Genomic DNA, 17,349 nt, shown 5'->3' on the forward strand with positions numbered 1-17,349 from the left:
TTATCCTTTTAGATCAATCAGTAGACCTCTAATTTCATCTAATTGTTTCAAAATCACGAATGCACTGTTGTTGGGTGAAAACATGGTTTTTGCAAGCAGATCCAATTTTTCATCCACAACCTTTACATATCGTACGTCTTTTTGGTCATTTCGTCCGCGTTGTGGGGCTTGCATGACTTTGTAGTTTTTCTTAAGTATCAGTTCTGCGATTTGTTTGATGTGTTTTTTATAGGATTCGAGATTTTTATGGTTGGGATCTTTGATGAGTTCCTTTTCCAAATCGGGTAAATCTTTCCAAAGTTCATTTAATTCTCTAGTTTCTTCTTTTCCTGAGGGGACAATGGATTCTAAGATTTCTAAAAAACTTTGTTTGGATTCATCAACTGGTCCAAGAGAGCTACTTAGTTTGTCTTTTGACCCCTTTTTCGCCTGAGTGGATACCGACTTAGGGTTGTTGTTTTGGATGATCATGAACCCGCCTAGTGACGAGTGGGATTAATTGTGCATTTTCCGTGAAACACTACACCTTCTTCTACGATTAGGCGAGGAGTGACAATATCTCCTTCCAATCGACAGCTAGAAAGTAGTGTCACTCGTTCAGTTGCATAAATATTACCGCGAATTTCTCCACCAGCAACAACCACTCGTGCTTTGATATCTGTATCGACGATACCTGATTTTCCTATTAGTACCTTTCCGGTAGTTTCAAGGACTCCTCGAAATTTTCCATCGATACGAATGAGTCCAGGGAATTTGAATTCGCCTACGAACTCGGCTCCTTCCCCAATGATGCTATTAACTAAAAATTCTTCTTCTGTAGATGGATTGGACATTATTCTTGAATTTGGTTGAGAAACGAAAACGGATTCAACGCTTGGGTACCAACATGTACTTCATAATGAAGATGGTAAATCGGATTTTCTGGCGATTTTCCAACATAGCCTAAGATGTCACCCTTGGAGAGTTTTTCATTTTTCTTAACTCGAATTCTATCCAGGTTGGAATAGATTGTTTTCCATCCAAACTTGTGAGATAATTTTACGTAATAACCTGTAGCTGGAGAGTATCCTGTATCGAATACGATTCCGGGAGCAGTGGCTATGACTTCCGCACCGGGGAAGGATCCAATGTCCAACCCTCGATTCACTTCTTCTTTACCAGTGACGGGAGAAATGTAATTTCCAAATGGAAACAATACATATCCTTTCGTTGGCCAAATGGAAGGAGTGTTACGAATGATGCTCTTTCTTTTTTTGATGAGCTTGATAATCTCTTCAGAAAGTTCCGAGGATAATTTTAAATTGTGAATGTCTTCTTTGATGCGAAAGGATTCATCTGTGATGTCGGACTGTGGAGTTCCTTGTAATGCCAGGAACTGTCCTGCTTGTCCACCCATTCCTTTGGAAACGCGCGAAGGATCTCCACCTAATTTGATATAAAGGTTAGAAATCCTTTCGTAATAGTATTGGATGGTTTCATGAAGAGAATTAACCTCTTCTTTCATCTTGGAAGATTGTCTGATAAAGTCTTTGTTTGTTAAATTAAGTTCCGTGAGTTGGTGGATGGATCCACTATGTGAAAGAACGTTCACAGCACTGATGACAAGGAGGATCACCATAATTCCAATGAATATGGAAATAGCTTTATAGGAGATGACGAAGTTAATTGTTTTGCGATCGGTGTGAGGAATGACCATAATCGTCAGACGTTCACGACCTTTTTTATCAAGATCCTCATAACGTTGGGATAACTTAAGCTTCCATTCCTGGACTTTATACCTTAACCGGTAAAAAATTAGATGTAGTCTTTGTTTTGCTTCCACGTTCTTTTTTAAGCCTTCGACTATTTAAACAAAACTTATCGTACCCACTATATCTTTCGATTGAATTTTCATTTTCATCCAGTGGAAATTACAAATCTTGCTATTTATGGGATATTCAACCATTGACACTCATTGCCACTTAGACATAATTCGGGAACAAGGCCAAGAGATTGAAGAGACACTGGCGAAATCCCGAAAGGCTGGTGTAGACCGGTTGGTTCAAATTGGGATTGATTTACCCAGTTCTATCGAAGCAGTTCGTCTTTCAGAGACTCATTCAAAAGATGATTTAGAGATTTTTTATTCCATCGGTTGTCATCCTACAGAAACACATGAATTTCCGAATGCAGATCAAATTTTAGATCTAGCAAAATCTCGAATGAACGATCCAAAATTTTCAGCGATCGGGGAGATTGGTGTCGATCTCTATCATGATGCTAGTACACGACTTGCGCAAAATGAAGTGTTGCGAAAGTTTCTAGAATTTTCTTCAGAATATAAATTACCTGTTGTGATTCATTCTCGTGACGCATTCGAAGATACATATGAAGCGTTGAAAGAATATAAATCAAAATCCTTTGGTGTGATTCATTGTTTTACTTATGATTATGAAGCTGCCAAAAAGTTTGTCGATTTAGGATATTACGTTTCCTTTTCTGGGATTGTGACTTTCAAATCTGCAACTGAAATCCAAGATGCAGCTCGTAAGATTCCACTGGAAACGATTCTAATTGAAACAGATGCTCCCTTTTTATCACCGATGCCTCATCGAGGAAAGCGTAATGATTCCTCGCATTTGCCATTTGTGCTTGAAAAAATGTTTTCGTTACGAACGGAAAGCAATGCAGAAGTTGCAGATCGCATTTATCAAAACTCATTAAAATTCACACAAAGAAAGGCTTATCACCATGCTTGATATCAATCGTATAGTTCAAAACCCTGAAGAGTTACTTTCCACTTTACAAAAACGCGGCGTTGTCTCCACAGACATTGAAGCTAAAATTAAATCTGTCTCTGAAAAACAAAGAAAGTTAAAATTGGAAGTGGAAGACCTTCGAGCAGAAAGGAATCGAGTTTCTAAAGAAATTGGAATTCAGAAATCACAAGGCAAAGACATCACTGAAATTTCTGCTTCGATGAAAGGGGTTGGTGATCGAATCAAAGCAATTGAAGAAGAACTAACAAAGGAAGAAGAATCTTTACACGAATTAAATTTAAGTTTACCGAATTTATTAGATTCAAGTGTTCCTGAGGGTAAATCGGAAGAAGATAATGTTTTGATTCGCCAGTGGGGTGAGGTTCCGAAACTTTCCTTTGAACCTAAAACGCATTTTGATATCGGTGAAAAACTGGGAATTTTCGACTTTGAACGAGGAGTGAAACTTTCTGGTGCTAGATTTTATACTTACCGCGGTCTTGGGGCCAAACTGGAAAGAGCACTAATGAATCTAATGCTCGATACCCATACTTCTGAGAATGGATATGAAGAGATGTGGGTTCCCGTTCTTGTGAATGATGAATCCATGACGGCCACGGGACAACTCCCCAAATTTGCAGAAGATTTTTACCGATTGGAAAAAGACGGACTTAACTTGATTCCAACGGCTGAAGTTCCTCTTACTAATTATTACCGTGATGAAATCATTTCTGAAAAAGAATTACCTATTTCGGTTTGTGCGCATACATCTTGTTTTCGTAGAGAAGCTGGATCTTACGGTCGTGATACTCGTGGTCTTGTGCGAGTACACCAATTTCAAAAAGTGGAACTTGTAAAGTTTGTCGAACCAGAAACTTCGCAAACCGAACATGAAAAGATGCTCCTAGATGCTGAATCCATTTTGCAAAAATTAAAACTTCCCTACCGCGTGATGTTACTTTGTAGTAAGGATATGTCGAGTGCTTCCTCCAAAACTTACGATATTGAAGTTTGGATGCCGGGACTAGGTCGTTTTATGGAAATTTCCTCTGTTTCTAACTTCAAAGACTATCAAGCAAGACGAGGAAAAATTCGATACAAGTCAAAGGAAGGAAAAAACCTGCTCGTCCATACTCTGAATGGTTCCGGTCTTGCGATCGGTCGAACACTGGCAGCAGTGATTGAAAATTACCAATCAGCCGATGGAACTTTCCAAATTCCGGATGTACTAAAACCTTACATTCGTTAGTAATTTAGGGCAGATGACCGAGGTGTCAAATGCCCTATTCTTTTTTTCCAAAATATATTTCAAATCCTAAACCAAACCTTCTGTCTACTAATAGACTTAATTTTAGGGCACCTATCGCTGTTGGGGGGATTTATACGCGATACAGATATCCAACATGTTCGGGTGTTTATACGTTCAACAGAAAAAAAACAATAAATGGGAGTTATGCGAATTGCAGATATTCTCATTACCGTATGTTTGATATTAATGATCTAATTTGGCGAAATATACGTAGTGCCGATATTTCTGAAAGTATCATTCAGTGGAAAAAAAAGATCATTCAATATATTGTGAATTTGAAATTTTCCCAAGGTTCTCTAATTCTATTCCTTTCCTTTTTTGTTATATTTTCCCATCCCGCTTATAGCCAAACACAAGGTAACGAACCAATTTTGGTTGTGGCTCCCATCCAAGGTCCCATCAATTCAGAATTCCAAGAATTTGGTCCTACAATGACCCCCGATGCCAAATCGTTATATTTTTATTCCAAACGTTCCAGTAAAGGTTATACGGAAATTTTTAAATCAGAACGAAAAAAGGACGGGACTTGGGATTTTCCAGAAGAGGTTGATGTTTTGAATTCACCTTTTGATGACCAAAGTCCTTTTATTTCTCGCGATGGAAAAACACTTCTTTTATCATCTAATCGCGATGGATCCATTGAAGTAATGTTACCTGATGGAAAAGTCGGAATTTCAAGAGACCTATATGTTTCCAATTGGAATGGAAAAGATTGGAGTAACCCAGTAGCATTACCAAGTCCTATCAATACAGAGGAAATAGAAGAAAATCCTCATTTGTTAGGAGATACTTTACTTTTTACCAGATATCCCTTTGGTAAACCAAATCTTGCAAAGGTATATTTTAGCCAATACAAAGAAGGAAAATGGTCTCCTCCTAAACCTTTGCCATCTCCAATTAATGATAATTATGCGACTATAGCTGCTGCCTTTAATGATGATGGAAGCATTCTTTTCTTTTCTTCTAATCGACCTGGAGGTTATGGAGGTTTTGATTTGTATATGGCTCGAATGGAGGGAGAATCTTTTAAAGATATTGAAAATTTAGGTTCCTCCATTAACTCGAGTGAAGACGAAGCTTATATAGTTTTTCAGCAGGTGAAAAAGACATTTTTGTTTTGTAGAAGAGTGGAAGGAAGGTCGTTTGATCTCTTCACGGCATCTGTCCCAAAACAAGAAAACATTGTACAAAAGAAACTAGAAGAATTAAAAAAAATCTCTTTGGATTCTGTATATTTCGAAAGAGCTTCTTCCGTGTTGAAACCTGAATCATCTTTGTCTTTGGACGCCATAGTTGATTATCTTCATGAAAATTCTGACAAAAAAATGAAAATCATAGGGCATACAGATTTAACTGGAGTATATGAAGACAACATGGTTCTTTCGAAGGAACGAGCAGACTCCGTTAAACAATATTTAGTCTCTAAAGGAATAGATCCAAAACGACTTTTAACAGAAGGAAAAGGGCCTACCCAACCTATGGTCCAAGGAACGGATGAGATTTCCTCAAAAAAAAATAGGCGTACTGAATTTGTCTTAGTTGATCCTTAATTTTTCCTTGCCGTTTCCATTTCCGAAGAAAAGGTAATGGGGATGTCACCTCTTTTAAGAATCCAATACATTGGGTTTGTTTCCCTTTGGGCATTTTTTCTCTCCACTTCAATTTTTGGAGAATCTAGTCAAGTTTTGGAAAGAATTAAAAAGACGAAAACTTTGACTGTTTCCGTAAATGAATTTTACGATCCTTTTTATATCGAAAATCCAAATCCAAATTTTCCTGGCTTGGATGTGGAACTTGCGCAAGAATATGCAAAATTTTTAGATGTAGATTTAAAAATCATTCCCCTCAGAACTTTTGATCAACACGCAAGAATGTTAGAGAAAGGTGATACACAAATTGCTATGGCAGGGATATCATCTTCCATCAATCGATTTAAGGATGTATATTTCACTGATCCATATTTAATCTCTACGCCGGCAGCTTTGGTAAATCGTACAGCACTTCCACCAGAACCTGAAGGCCAAATTGTTACTGTCCAATTGTTTCGTAATTTAAATGACCTAACGAATATTACAGGAATTTCTTATTCCGTCCTAGCTAACAGTTCGAACCATTTGTTTTTACGAGATGCATTCCCAAAAGCACAGATCTTCTCGTATTTTACAAACGAAGCAGCCCTTAATGAATTAAAGAAAAACAATGTAAATGCTTTTGTAGCCGACTCGTTTTATATTCAAGCTCTATTGCAAAAAGATTCTTCATTGAGAGCAAACTATCTACCAATTTTGGGAGTTGTACAAGAGGACCATATTAGTATGGCAACAGCAAAAAGAGATATTGAATTTCTTTATAACTTAAATTTCTTTATTAAAGAATTAAAACGTACGGGAAAAATTCAAGGTTTGATCAATAAATATTTTAAATCAAATCAGTGGGTCAAAAAAGAATAAATTCAATGTCGTTACGTAATTTGTTTTTTTATTTTGTAGTTTTTCTATTAATTCCTTTCGGTGTTTTGATTGCACAAGAAGAGGAATCACAAAGATCTTCTATGAATTTTAACGGTTCTTTTCGTGTTCGTGCTACGAATGTTGGGCGAGATGTTCTATTAGAAAGGAAAACTCCAGTAACTCCAATTACTAATTTAGAAAAAGAAACTGCGGAGCGCCAAGAAAAGGAACAAGAAACAATACACTCTGATTTGCAAAGAAGACAACAAGGACTACCAAGTCAGATTTCTCGTAGAAAAGAAGATGTGAGTTATTATGATTCTCGGTTTTTATATAATATGAGTTTTTCCGCAAACAAATATGTGGAAGGAATTTGGGGTATGCAAGTAGGTGATATTCCCTTTGGTGGAAAAGGCCTTCGTGCAACAGGACCTGATGGTTTTGATCCTGGTTTAGTTGGACCTGGATCTGGTGGCGAAAGAGGAAGAACAGCCGCGGTAAACGTCCAAACAAACTTTTTATATTTAAATTTTCGAATTCCAGAATCGGGATTATTTATAAAAGTTGGACAGCAACTTTTTAGTTCCGCACAAGGCCGCGTTTTGTTTTCTACTGGAACAGGCGTTAGTATTTTAAAAAATTTCCAATTCTTAAGATTATCATTAGAAGGTGGAGTTTTACGGGCTCGTGATCAAAGTTTTATGGATGTTGATAAAAACGGTTTTGCCGATAAAAATTATCAAACATCAAATATATATTACAATCGTCTGAAATTTGAGTATTTTAGAAATATTCGGAATGAAGTTTATGCGTATTTTTTGGATGATAATGATAAATCGGATAATGAAACAGCAAGGCTCGCATGGTATGGATTGCACAATGAGTTTAATTTTCAAAAATTTTCATTTATTGTGCATGGAATTTTTAATACTGGTACTGTAAAAAAATTACGAGCAGTTACTGATACCAATGATATTACAATTTATAATAACACCCAAAGATATTTTATCAAAGGAGGTATGTATGATTTTCAATTTACCTACCGTTGGAGTGAATCACTAAATTTCAATTTAATAGCTCTGGGTACAACGGGAAGACCAGGCTATGATGAAAAAGGAAATGAAGCAAATTTGAAAGGAAATGGATATAGAACTTTAGCGCCGGGGTTTTCTATTTCAAACATCGCAACTGACTTTACTGGTGGTTATGCATTATTCAATGGTTCTAGTTTTTCAGGATTAAACGAATATGGGTTTTATTCCAACATTATCGCTTTTGGACCTTATCAATTTACTTTAGGTTATTATCAATTATGGGCAACTAAGTCACCTGAAATTCGAATTAACCGAGAGTTTAGTGAACGGAACGGTTATAGAACATCCACTTATATGGGAATGGAATATAATTTTAATATTCGTTATAACGTAACAGCGGACTTTCAGATCATATTTCGATCTGGATATTTTGTGGCTGGTGATGCCTTATTTGTTTTACTTGATTCGAAATATGGAAGAGTTCTTAGAGAAGGATTTATTGTATTTGAACATCGATTTTAGTTTTTTTTCGAATCTGTTTCGTTATTTAAAGTCATAATCTTTTTAAATATTTTTAATCGATAATCTCTGAAACTATCTTTTCGATAAATCGAATCCTAAAGGGTTAGTCTTGATTTAATTGCTTTTCCCAAAGTGTATTGATCAGAATATTCTAGCGTTCCACCAATGGTAATCCCATGAGCAATCCTTGTGATTTTAATTTCCATTGGTTTGATTACAGTTGAGAGATAAGAAGCTGTTGCATCTCCTTCGAGTGTCGGATTAGTAGCTATCAGAACTTCCTTGATTCCCCCATCCTCTAATCTTTGTATTAGCTGACGAATTCGTAGTTGATCGGGACCAATTCCATCTAAGGGAGAGATGGCTCCATTGAGTACATGGTACTTACCAATATACTCTTTGGTATTTTCAATAAAGAAAATATCTTCTGGTTGCTCTACTACACAGAGAATTCCGTTGTCTCTTCTGTCAGACAAACAAATGGAACATATAGGATCTTCTGTAAGTCCTCCGCATTCATCGCAAAATCGTAGTTTGGCTTTTGCTTCTTCGATGTTGGACAACCAAGTTTGAAAGGTGGACGGATCCATTCGTAAAATATGAAATCCGATTCTTGTCGCACTTTTTTTTCCAATTCCAGGAAGGCTAGAAAAGGATTGGATTAATTTTTGGAATTGCGGATCAGACAGGAGGAAATCCTCCGTCCTTTTGGATTTGGTTAAATACACCTTCGAAGTCGCTAGGATTAAATCCGAGAACATTTTTCATTTCATGTGCCATAGCTTCTTTCGCCTTTCTTTGCACTTCATTGGTGGCAGAGAGGATTAAATCTTCTAACATCTTTTTATCATCTGCATTAAACATAATAGGATTGATAATAAGATTAGTGAGTGTTCCATCCGCCGATGCTGTCACTTCTACCATACCTGCACCCGCAGAGGCAGTGACTCGAATCTGAGCGAGACGTTTTGAAAGTTCTTCTTGTTTTTCTTTGATGTTGCCGAGTTGCGAGAACGCTTCTCGCATTTGTTTCATTTGGTCAAAAATTCCCATACGTACCTTTGGACTTATAAATTCTTGAATTGGTTGGGATCAACTTCCATCCCTGAAAACTTTTCTTTCAAAAGTTTTTCCATATCTTCCGGACTAGAGGGACTCGTGGTTGTTGGTTTCGGAGGATTTGGTTTTGGTTCTGAAATTTGTTTTATCTCTACATCCAAATTCGGTTTTGTCTGTGAAGACTGTTTTGTCTCCGGTTCTCGATTCTCTACAGGTCTTTCCGAACTGGTTTTTGCTAATCCTGGTTGCGTGTTTGTTACAATATCTTGTTTTTGTGTAACTGAAGCAGCAGAGGTAACTGTTTTTTTGGGAGTCTCTAAATTGTCAGGGATATGAGAGATATCACCTTGTACTAGTTTGGTGAGTTCCGATATTTTTGCTAAAAGTCCAGAAACACTTGGTTTTTCTCTGTCTAAAATCAATTTCCGAAATTGAATTTCTAAATAGACTTTCATCTCGTAGGAGCTTCGTAGCTTCATTAAATTCAATTTTTCATGTATGGAAAAAATCCGCTCAGCGAGTAATACCAAAACTTCGCGATCCAGTTCCCGATAGTTTTGTTTTAATTTTTGTAAGTCCTCTTGTGGGATGTTAATTGATTCTCTATCTGCTAAATTGTCTTTGATGAGAAGAAGAGAATTTAAAAATTCGATAAAATCCCAAACGAACTTACTGAGATCTATTCCTGCTTGGAAAAGATTCTCTAGTGTTTCGAAAATTTGTGCACTTTGTGATGAATCTAATATTTGATTTAAAAAATCGGTAAAGGTATCAATTCCATGATAGCCAATCATTTTTCTAAGTTTGGCGCCTGTTAGATTGCCATCAGTGAAAATAACGGCTTGTTCCATAAAAGAGAGTGTGTCGCGAACGGAACCATCGCCCTTCTTTGCAATCCAGAACAATCCTTCAGAATCGTATTTTAAACTTTCCTTTTCACAAAGAGTTTCTATATAGTTTTGCAAAACAGTAACGGGAACTTTTCTAAAATGAAAGTCTTGACAGCGTGAAAGGATTGTTTCTGGAATTTTATGATACTCTGTCGTTGCTAAAATAAATACAACATGAGCCGGTGGTTCTTCTAAAGTTTTGAGGAGAGCATTAAAAGCAGCTCCACTGAGCATATGTACCTCGTCCAAAATATAAACGCGGTACTTCCCACCCATTGCATTAAATTTTACATTTTCACGTAACTCACGGATATTATCCACCCCGCTATTGGAAGCGGCATCTATTTCAAATACATCATTTGAATTTCCTTTTGTAATTTCTAAACAAGAGGTACATTCGTTACAAGGCTCCACTCCATCTGGGCGTTCACAATTTAAACGTTTGGCCAAAATTCTTGCAATGGTCGTTTTACCAACACCACGAGGGCCAATGAAAATATAAGCGTGACCTATTTTTTTTGATTTAAATGCGTTTTGTAAGGAACCTACAGCAAGGTCTTGGTAAATTACATCGCGAAAGAATTGAGGTCTGTATTTTCGAAAGAGTACTTGGTGGTTTTCGCTCATGTAAGTCCGTGTTTCAAAAGATAGAAGATAAAAATTTGTGAATCACTTTGATCTTAGAAGTTAGTATGTTGGAGGCAATGAAATATTTATAAGGTTTATGGATATTTTTTTCTGAATCTGGGAAGCCAGGCTAACGATACCTAGTGTTAGGATTTGAAGAGATTTCCAATGAGTTCAATTCAGAGTGGAGATTGAACTAAGGATTGGAAAGGAAATAGGTGTAGAACCTGGCGGAGAGACCGGGATTCGAACCCGGGGTGCTTTTGGCACACATGCTTTCCAAGCATGCACAATAGACCACTCTGACATCTCTCCAATGGCTTCTACTGGCTTCCATAAAAAGAAAGGCTCAAAAGAATTCTACCTTTTCTCTTTGAAAAAACTAAGAAATTCAAATTTTATGTGGGATTTTGGAATGAGGGTGCACTTGGGAAAATGATTTAATAGATAAATAGATTCGGTAGTATAAGAAGAAATTCCTTCACCAGGTTTTGCCGGAACAAAATAAACTACTTCTGGAATTTTTACCCGCAAAATGGCGCCAGCACAAAGCAAACATGGTTCGAGAGCTGTAATCAATATATGATTAGAAAGATATCGACCTTCCGTTTTCGAAAGAGCCTCTTCCATTGCCAAAATTTCGCTGTGCTTTGTAGGATTTAATGTTTGTTCGACGGAATTAAACGCAGCAGAAACTAGATTTCCATCTCGTGTGATGATTTCTGAATAAGAGGGAATTTCTTCTGGATGGCTAGAAATGGCTTTTTGGTAGCGCTCTAGAAATGATTCGAAAGCTTCCACGCGCGCCCAAGAGGATTTGAACCTCTAACCTTCTGATCCGTAGTCAGATACTCTATCCAGTTGAGCTATGGGCGCAATGAATGCTTGAAGCATTTTTACCCAGTCCGAAAGAACGGGTATCTCTATGGTTTTTTTCAAGCGGAAGGAGTAAATCAAAAATCCAGAAATTCCCAGATAAAGTAGTACGGAAACTAAGTGGATAGTTGCGGCCAAATAAAGACCAACAAAGGGTAAAACGGAGATTACTTGTGCGAACAAAAGGATTAGTAAGAACAAACAAGTATTAACTGCAGAATACAAACAGACGATTACTGCATCAGGAATGTTTTTTTTCCAAGTAAAAACAGGAACCCAAGAAAAATACAAAGGCAATGCTGCAAAAATCTTTGCAGCTTCATCAGTAAGTAAGTAAGTCCTGATGGTTTGGATTTTTTCTTTGAATTGAGCGGTATTCATGGCGGTAACAACGGAGACGCAGGGATTCGAACCCTGGGTACGATTGCTCGTACGACGGTTTAGCAAACCGCTCCTTTCGGCCACTCAGGCACGTCTCCAGCGACTCGGAGAAGGTAGGATTCGAACCCACGGTGGGATTACCACGACGGTTTTCAAGACCGCTGCTTTAGACCACTCAGCCACTTCTCCAAGAGTACCTATCCGTTATGTTAAATGCGAGTGCAGTGTCAAATGAATATTCAATGAATGGTTCTAGAGAATGGAAAAGTTGCGAATAAAACTAGAAAAGTGGGTGAATGGTGGTTTCAGTTTGGCGCACCATGAGGGTCATGCTGTCTTCGTTGAGGGTGGAATTCCCGGTGAAACAGTAGACATAAGTCTTTATAAAACCGGAAAAAAAGAATGGTTTGGAACCGTTTCAGAGGTGATCGAGCCAGCCAAATCGAGAATCCCTTCGGATTGTTCCGTTTTTATGGAATGTGGCGGTTGCAGTTACCGCCATATCTCCTACAAAGATGAGATCCAAATCAAAAAATCACTCTTAGAAGCCATGTTTCCTGAATGGAAAGGGAATCTAGAGGTTGTGACCGGGCCAGAAAACGAGTACCGAAACAATGTGCAGTGGCAATCTAATGGAAAAGAAATTGGTTATTTTGCAAAAAATAGCCACCGCGTTGTCAATGAATCTCAATTTGTTTGCAAAACTATCGATAAACGTCTGTTATGGGATTCAGTTCCGCAAGGTATCAAAAAATCGGTAGCTAAACAAAAATTGATCCAACTTAGAATTTCTTCCAAATCCGTTGTCAATTATGAACGAGACCAGACCGAAATTAGTATTTTTAATACCAAACTAATAGTTCCCGAACGAGGATTTTTTCAAATTAACAGATTTTTGTTAGAACCTTGGCTGGATAAAATCAAATCACTTTTACCAGATTCTGCTCAAATTTTAGAACTATTCTGCGGTTGCGGAACCATCGGTATCACCATTCGAGAAAAAATCGCGTCGCTATATGGAATGGAATCTCACGAAAAAAGTATTCGTTATGCAAAAGAAAATGCAAAAACAAATCATGCCTTTCCGTTTGAATATGAAGTCAGTGATTTGTATCAAAAACATCTACCAAAACATACTGCAAAGTATCCGATTTGGGTTGTGAATCCTCCGAGAGCTGGATTATCTGAAGGGATTATTGAATCAGCTTCTCTGTTTTCTCCGAAACAAATTGTTTACTCTAGCTGTAATCCAAGTACTTTAAGGAGGGATATTACGAGATTGGAAAAAATAGGCTATCGATTAGAATATGTAGGTTTATTTGATTTTTTTCCGAGAACTCAACATTACGAAGTACTCGTGAGTTTAAAAAAATAAAAACAAGCAACTCACAAATCTGAATTTGTGAGTTGTATATGCACACTTAATGCGTTGTTATTTCTCTTTTGTTGTGATTTTAAAAGGAAGGTAAGCGGGACAAAATCCGATCGCGGAAGTGGCAATCATCACAAGTCCGATAATGAGAAGTACCAAAGCTGTTGTTCCTTCTACAACTCCGCTCAAATAGAGACCACCTAATACCAAACCCACGACCACTCGAATGATTCTGTCATAAAGACCCATATTTTGAAACATATTCAATCTCCTTAGAGAAGGTATGACGAAGGAAATTGAATGGATACTTATTTATTTTTTTGTAACCATTCTAAAATTAATTTAGTCACTTCTTCTCTCTTTTCCCAATGTACAAAATGTCCTGCATGGTCGAAACCAATTTTGCGGAACCCACAAGGAAAGTCTGTTTCATCCAATAAGTGTTCGAATAGATTCTTATGAAAACAACCGTCGTTCAGTCCATAGAGAATTTGTGTCGGAACGTTAATCTGTGAATCTAAGATTCCTAATATGCTTTCTCTACCCGATTCTGTAAATAGATCGTTTAAATTACGGTAATAGGCAAGTGCAGAGGATAAAATTCCCGGATTTTGAAAATTAGATTTAATCTCTGCTAAGTGATCTTGGTTTGGGGTATATCCAGGTGACCAATCCTTCCATAAAAAATCCACTAGGGCAAAATCATTGGATCGGATTGTAAGTTCTGCTAAAAAGGGAATTTGGAATAATAAAACATACCATGAATGAATTGTTTGTTGGGGAGCCCAAAAAAAGGAATCTTGGTAGGTGCGAAGCAAGGGTACACCGAGACTTGTGATGGATTTGATACGATTCGGGTAATACATTCCGGCGGCATAGGCAATGACTGCACCCCAGTTGTGACCAACTAGATGCACTTGTTCCCAGCGACGATCATCCATCCAAGCTAAGATGTCTTGCACCAAATCAACGACATGTAATTTGTGAGAATGTGAAATAGTGGATGGTTCGTATCCTCGCATAACCGGCGCAATACATTGAAATCCTTTTTTTCCAATGGATTCCATAATGGGAGCAAAGGTTTTATGGTTATCGGGAAATCCGTGAAGGAAAAGAACAGGTTCTCCTTTTCCTGTCTCTAAGGTGGTAAATACAGTGGATGAATTTCTAATTTCCGAATGGTGCATTGTTATTTACCAACTTTTCTTTTTTATACGTTGTTCGAAAGAATTGTAACACAATCTCTCTAGTATCCAAGTCCTTACTTAAGTATCCGTATTGTTTTTCATTTTGGTAATAGAAACCATTTGGCCAAATATGACCGCCACCAGGAATCAAATAACCCTCTACAATTTGGTCAGATGAACAATCTGTGAATTTAGTGTATTGGATGTCCCTCTTCCAGAATTTGTTCAAATGTCTTTTAGTGGATTTTGTTTCTTCTTTGCAGGAGAAACTAGACGTCCAATACTCCAATGATTCTAAATAGGAAAGAACATCTCCTGCTGCAATTCTCTGCGATTGGTTATTAGGATCTGCTGGGATTGAAACAGTTCCCCCTTGGTAAGGAACGACATCATCTGACATTCCCATAATGAAACCCATCGATTTTTGCGGAGGAGGATAACATATCTCTTTCAAACCTCGTGATGTTACTGCTGCCACAGAATATCCTGAACTAAATAGATCAGGTGCTTCGCATAACAAACGTTGAGTCATAAATCCACCATTGGAAATTCCCACTGCATGAATACGATTATAATCAATAGAATACTCAGAATTCAAGTAGCGAACAATATCGCGGAAAAAATCTACGTCTTTTGTGTTCCTTTTGTCTGTGATAGAATGAGGAATTTTTCTTCCATCATTCCATCGGTTTGCATAACCATCTGGATAAACTGCAATGAATCCATATTCTTCTGCTTTTTCTGACATCCGAGTGAGGTAAATCATACCCTCCCCACTCCCACCACCTCCGTGTAATAAAAACACCACCGGCAATTTATCTTCTTTCATTTGTTTAGGGATGTAATATCGAAAGGAACGTAATAATCCATCAGAAGAGATTGATTGTAGTTTGTGTTCTTTAACCGGAACAATGGTAGGTAAAGATTTACAAAAAAAAGAAAAAGAAACCATAATCAAAAGTAGATATAACTGAATCTGATTTAAAATCCGCTTCATAGAAATAAAGATTCAAAGGATCTGATGGTTTCAATACACTTTGGGTCACCTTCCAGCGGATACTTCGGATGAAATTCTTTATCTACTGTTGGGTCGTAAGGGCCGGACTTTCCTTCGAAACAGACTGCTGTTTCTGACAAACAAACCAAACTATGCCAAACACCCGGCTGTAAATCTATCCCACGTTTTGGCCCATTGGCTGAAAGTTTATGAGATTCCTTTACATCACCGTTTTCATCAAAAATCAAAAAACCAATTTCTCCTTCGAGAATGATGAAGGTTTCCGGTTTTGGATCCGACAAATGTCTGTGAGGTGGAATGTATGTATCTTTAGAGAGAACGTTTAGAAACCTTTGGTACACTTCCTTTTGTTCGTGGAAGTTAAAATTGGTACGTTTTCTTTCTGCGTTTTGGGCTTTTGTAATGAGAGTTCCGATTAAGTCGGAATCAATGACTTGTATTTCCTGCAAGTTGACCTTCCAATTCCTGCTCGATGAAGGCTAACATATCCGGAACACAAGCCGTACAAGTATCAGCCGCTCCCATCTCGCGGGCGACTTCTAGTATAGGGCGATTGGATTCTTTGACAACATTTAAGATAGATTCAAAGAAAACTTCTGCACAGTGACACTTGATCATGGTTCTGAGAATCAGTCTCTAACCTAGTAAATGGTACGACAAGAATTTTTTTTAACGGATTTTCGCAAATTTCTAAGAAATCCAGAAAACCATCTCAGATTTTCATTCAATTTTTGGTTTGAGGAGAGGTTCGTAGACGTGTTTGAGGGTTTGGATGGCCGCTTTCCATTGGAACTTGGCCGCATTCTTTTCCCCAAAACTTTTGAGAGTGTTCAATCGTTTGGAATCTTTTAGTAGCGAGAGTAGTTTGGTTTGGAAGGAATCGGAATCTTTCGGATCGAAGGATTCATAAGCATTTCCTAAAATTTCCGGTAAAACGCTGGCGTTAGAGGAAAAAACCGGTGTGCCTACACTTTGTGCTTCCAAAACGGGAAATCCAAATCCTTCCATTAACGAAGGATAAAGAAAAACTTTGGCACCTTGGTAAGCCAGTGGAAGTTCTGCATAAGGTAGATGAGATAAAAAATAAATTCGATCAGGATATCTCTTTTGGATTTCCAAAAATTCTTCTGGGATTTCTCCTTTGAGACCACCCACCACCAAAGGTAAGGAAAGTTTCTTTTTTTCCCAAAGTGTTTCTAAATTGGTTAATAGAAACGGAAAATTCTTATGTGATTTTCCTATTCCGACCGTAAACAAATAGGACTTTGGAAGTTTATGTTTTTTGAGAAATTGAGTTACTTTTGCTAACGGCTGTTTGGAAAAGTTTTGTAAGTCGATGCCATTGTAGACAACGGAAATATTCTCATTACGATATCCAAAACTTCTTACCAAATCCTGTTTGGTGTATTCCGAAACCGTAATGATTTTACGAGCAAACCATTTGATCCATCGAAAGACAACTTGCAAATACACTCGTTTGATGAGAGAACTATGAGCAGCCTTAAAATGATATGGAATGAGATCGTGAATGGTAACGATACACTTACAAATGTAAGGAAAGGGAATATTAAAATGAGGGATGTCCAAAAGATCCATTTCACCCATCCGGCGATGACCTAAAAATTCTTTTGGGGAATAAATACTGGATTTGTATTCAATGATTTCTGCGTGATTGGGAAGATTGTATTTTTTTAAAACTTTGGGATCACCAAAGATAAACAAATCTGCACTCTCCCTCGAAATGGGCCAAAATTTCAAAATATGTTGGATCCGAATCCCAATCCCAGAATTTTCGATCATCCGTGCATCGTATCCAATTTTTAGCCGCATTCGTAATTGATTATGTCCTTTAGAATTAATTTAAAAAAAGGAAATGTATCTTTTCC

Annotated in this window: 19 protein-coding genes and 4 tRNA genes; 6 read left to right on the top strand and 17 right to left on the bottom strand. The window is 37.5% G+C overall.

All coding sequences use genetic code 11. The annotated features are described in order from the left end of the window. From ND811_RS02150 to ND811_RS02160, 3 genes are read right to left on the bottom strand one after another with little or no spacing between them, the layout of a single operon-like run. Positions 1-471 (bottom strand): YaaR family protein, encoded by a 471-nt coding sequence (locus ND811_RS02150; protein WP_265350581.1) that lies wholly within the window; start codon positions 469-471, stop codon positions 1-3. A gap of 8 nt (positions 472-479) precedes the next feature. Further along, on the bottom strand, positions 480-833 hold the full coding sequence (locus ND811_RS02155; RefSeq protein ID WP_002972551.1) for a bactofilin family protein: 354 nt from the start codon (positions 831-833) through the stop codon (positions 480-482). After that, positions 833-1,822 (bottom strand): M23 family metallopeptidase, encoded by a 990-nt coding sequence (locus tag ND811_RS02160; RefSeq protein WP_265350580.1) that lies wholly within the window; start codon positions 1,820-1,822, stop codon positions 833-835. The genes ND811_RS02155 and ND811_RS02160 overlap by 1 nt, the downstream gene beginning before the upstream one ends. Positions 1,823-1,928: 106 nt before the next feature. Here ND811_RS02160 and ND811_RS02165 point away from each other — a divergent pair, with 106 nt between their 5' ends. Genes ND811_RS02165 through ND811_RS02185 form a run of 5 tightly spaced genes read left to right on the top strand, consistent with a single transcriptional unit; the run spans position 1,929 to position 8,053 of the window. Then, positions 1,929-2,738, top strand: coding sequence for a TatD family hydrolase (locus ND811_RS02165; protein ID WP_265350579.1), 810 nt, complete (start codon positions 1,929-1,931; stop codon positions 2,736-2,738). Beyond that, positions 2,731-3,987: a serine--tRNA ligase gene (gene serS, locus ND811_RS02170; protein WP_265350578.1), complete on the top strand. Its 1,257-nt coding sequence runs from the start codon at positions 2,731-2,733 to the stop codon at positions 3,985-3,987. The genes ND811_RS02165 and serS overlap by 8 nt, the downstream gene beginning before the upstream one ends. A gap of 29 nt (positions 3,988-4,016) precedes the next feature. Then, positions 4,017-5,597, top strand: a complete 1,581-nt coding sequence (locus tag ND811_RS02175) for an OmpA family protein (protein WP_265350577.1) — start codon at positions 4,017-4,019, stop codon at positions 5,595-5,597. A 42-nt stretch (positions 5,598-5,639) separates the two neighbouring features. Beyond that, positions 5,640-6,497, top strand: coding sequence for a substrate-binding periplasmic protein (locus ND811_RS02180; protein ID WP_265350576.1), 858 nt, complete (start codon positions 5,640-5,642; stop codon positions 6,495-6,497). A gap of 5 nt (positions 6,498-6,502) precedes the next feature. After that, positions 6,503-8,053 carry an alginate export family protein gene (locus ND811_RS02185; protein ID WP_265350575.1) on the top strand — a complete coding sequence of 517 codons (1,551 nt, stop codon included), beginning with the start codon at positions 6,503-6,505 and terminating at the stop codon, positions 8,051-8,053. Between the two features lie 95 nt (positions 8,054-8,148). Here the strand turns inward: ND811_RS02185 and recR are convergent, their stop codons facing one another. The 8 genes from recR to ND811_RS02225 form a co-directional block, all read right to left on the bottom strand. Further along, on the bottom strand, positions 8,149-8,814 hold the full coding sequence (gene recR / locus ND811_RS02190; protein ID WP_265350574.1) for a recombination mediator RecR: 666 nt from the start codon (positions 8,812-8,814) through the stop codon (positions 8,149-8,151). Continuing rightward, a complete protein-coding gene (locus tag ND811_RS02195; RefSeq protein WP_265350974.1) occupies positions 8,735-9,100 on the bottom strand; it encodes a YbaB/EbfC family nucleoid-associated protein in 366 nt (121 codons plus the stop codon). The genes recR and ND811_RS02195 overlap by 80 nt, the downstream gene beginning before the upstream one ends. 20 nt (positions 9,101-9,120) lie before the next feature. Continuing rightward, the gene (gene dnaX, locus ND811_RS02200; RefSeq protein ID WP_265350573.1) at positions 9,121-10,629 is read right to left on the bottom strand and encodes a DNA polymerase III subunit gamma/tau; all 1,509 of its coding nucleotides are present in this window, start codon (positions 10,627-10,629) and stop codon (positions 9,121-9,123) included. A gap of 228 nt (positions 10,630-10,857) precedes the next feature. Beyond that, a tRNA-Ser gene (locus ND811_RS02205) sits at positions 10,858-10,944 on the bottom strand. Positions 10,945-10,989: 45 nt separating this feature from the next. Next, positions 10,990-11,430: a nucleoside deaminase gene (locus tag ND811_RS02210; RefSeq protein ID WP_265350572.1), complete on the bottom strand. Its 441-nt coding sequence runs from the start codon at positions 11,428-11,430 to the stop codon at positions 10,990-10,992. 1 nt (position 11,431) lies between these two features. Then, positions 11,432-11,505: transfer RNA gene (locus ND811_RS02215), tRNA-Arg, on the bottom strand. A 392-nt stretch (positions 11,506-11,897) separates the two neighbouring features. Further along, positions 11,898-11,984: transfer RNA gene (locus ND811_RS02220), tRNA-Ser, on the bottom strand. A gap of 7 nt (positions 11,985-11,991) precedes the next feature. Continuing rightward, positions 11,992-12,075, bottom strand: a tRNA-Ser gene (locus ND811_RS02225). A 70-nt stretch (positions 12,076-12,145) separates the two neighbouring features. Between ND811_RS02225 and ND811_RS02230 the strand changes: the two genes are divergently transcribed. Then, positions 12,146-13,261: a class I SAM-dependent RNA methyltransferase gene (locus ND811_RS02230; RefSeq protein WP_265350571.1), complete on the top strand. Its 1,116-nt coding sequence runs from the start codon at positions 12,146-12,148 to the stop codon at positions 13,259-13,261. Between the two features lie 57 nt (positions 13,262-13,318). On the opposite strand, the gene ND811_RS02235 is transcribed toward ND811_RS02230, so the two are convergent. From ND811_RS02235 to ND811_RS02260, 6 genes are all read right to left on the bottom strand, one after another. Then, positions 13,319-13,519, bottom strand: a complete 201-nt coding sequence (locus ND811_RS02235; protein ID WP_265350570.1) for a YgaP family membrane protein — start codon at positions 13,517-13,519, stop codon at positions 13,319-13,321. 47 nt (positions 13,520-13,566) lie between these two features. Further along, positions 13,567-14,445, bottom strand: a complete 879-nt coding sequence (locus ND811_RS02240) for an alpha/beta fold hydrolase (RefSeq protein WP_265350569.1) — start codon at positions 14,443-14,445, stop codon at positions 13,567-13,569. After that, the gene (locus ND811_RS02245) at positions 14,426-15,442 is read right to left on the bottom strand and encodes a CE1 family esterase (RefSeq protein ID WP_265350568.1); all 1,017 of its coding nucleotides are present in this window, start codon (positions 15,440-15,442) and stop codon (positions 14,426-14,428) included. Before ND811_RS02245 ends, ND811_RS02240 begins: the two co-directional genes overlap by 20 nt. Further along, a complete protein-coding gene (locus tag ND811_RS02250; RefSeq protein WP_265350567.1) occupies positions 15,439-15,912 on the bottom strand; it encodes a WbuC family cupin fold metalloprotein in 474 nt (157 codons plus the stop codon). The genes ND811_RS02245 and ND811_RS02250 overlap by 4 nt, the downstream gene beginning before the upstream one ends. Beyond that, positions 15,890-16,081, bottom strand: coding sequence for a (2Fe-2S)-binding protein (locus tag ND811_RS02255; RefSeq protein ID WP_004786795.1), 192 nt, complete (start codon positions 16,079-16,081; stop codon positions 15,890-15,892). Before ND811_RS02255 ends, ND811_RS02250 begins: the two co-directional genes overlap by 23 nt. A 102-nt stretch (positions 16,082-16,183) precedes the next feature. Further along, on the bottom strand, positions 16,184-17,293 hold the full coding sequence (locus ND811_RS02260) for a glycosyltransferase family 4 protein (protein ID WP_265350566.1): 1,110 nt from the start codon (positions 17,291-17,293) through the stop codon (positions 16,184-16,186). Between the last annotated feature and the right edge of the window lie 56 nt (positions 17,294-17,349).

Source organism: Leptospira soteropolitanensis, from assembly GCF_026151655.1.
Lineage (GTDB): Bacteria > Spirochaetota > Leptospiria > Leptospirales > Leptospiraceae > Leptospira_A > Leptospira_A soteropolitanensis.

What these genes read in the sequence shown, in the direction of transcription:
- ND811_RS02235 (WP_265350570.1), bottom strand. Translation starts at nt 13,519, where the DNA reads ATGTTTCAAAATATGGGTCTTTATGACAGAATCATTCGAGTGGTCGTG.
- ND811_RS02185 (WP_265350575.1), top strand. Translation starts at nt 6,503, where the DNA reads ATGTCGTTACGTAATTTGTTTTTTTATTTTGTAGTTTTTCTATTAATT.
- ND811_RS02255 (WP_004786795.1), bottom strand. Translation starts at nt 16,081, where the DNA reads ATGATCAAGTGTCACTGTGCAGAAGTTTTCTTTGAATCTATCTTAAAT.
- ND811_RS02165 (WP_265350579.1), top strand. Translation starts at nt 1,929, where the DNA reads ATGGGATATTCAACCATTGACACTCATTGCCACTTAGACATAATTCGG.
- recR (WP_265350574.1), bottom strand. Translation starts at nt 8,814, where the DNA reads ATGTTCTCGGATTTAATCCTAGCGACTTCGAAGGTGTATTTAACCAAA.
- dnaX (WP_265350573.1), bottom strand. Translation starts at nt 10,629, where the DNA reads ATGAGCGAAAACCACCAAGTACTCTTTCGAAAATACAGACCTCAATTC.
- ND811_RS02240 (WP_265350569.1), bottom strand. Translation starts at nt 14,445, where the DNA reads ATGCACCATTCGGAAATTAGAAATTCATCCACTGTATTTACCACCTTA.
- ND811_RS02180 (WP_265350576.1), top strand. Translation starts at nt 5,640, where the DNA reads ATGTCACCTCTTTTAAGAATCCAATACATTGGGTTTGTTTCCCTTTGG.
- serS (WP_265350578.1), top strand. Translation starts at nt 2,731, where the DNA reads ATGCTTGATATCAATCGTATAGTTCAAAACCCTGAAGAGTTACTTTCC.
- ND811_RS02245 (WP_265350568.1), bottom strand. Translation starts at nt 15,442, where the DNA reads ATGAAGCGGATTTTAAATCAGATTCAGTTATATCTACTTTTGATTATG.
- ND811_RS02230 (WP_265350571.1), top strand. Translation starts at nt 12,146, where the DNA reads ATGGAAAAGTTGCGAATAAAACTAGAAAAGTGGGTGAATGGTGGTTTC.
- ND811_RS02175 (WP_265350577.1), top strand. Translation starts at nt 4,017, where the DNA reads ATGCCCTATTCTTTTTTTCCAAAATATATTTCAAATCCTAAACCAAAC.
- ND811_RS02150 (WP_265350581.1), bottom strand. Translation starts at nt 471, where the DNA reads ATGATCATCCAAAACAACAACCCTAAGTCGGTATCCACTCAGGCGAAA.
- ND811_RS02155 (WP_002972551.1), bottom strand. Translation starts at nt 833, where the DNA reads ATGTCCAATCCATCTACAGAAGAAGAATTTTTAGTTAATAGCATCATT.
- ND811_RS02260 (WP_265350566.1), bottom strand. Translation starts at nt 17,293, where the DNA reads ATGCGGCTAAAAATTGGATACGATGCACGGATGATCGAAAATTCTGGG.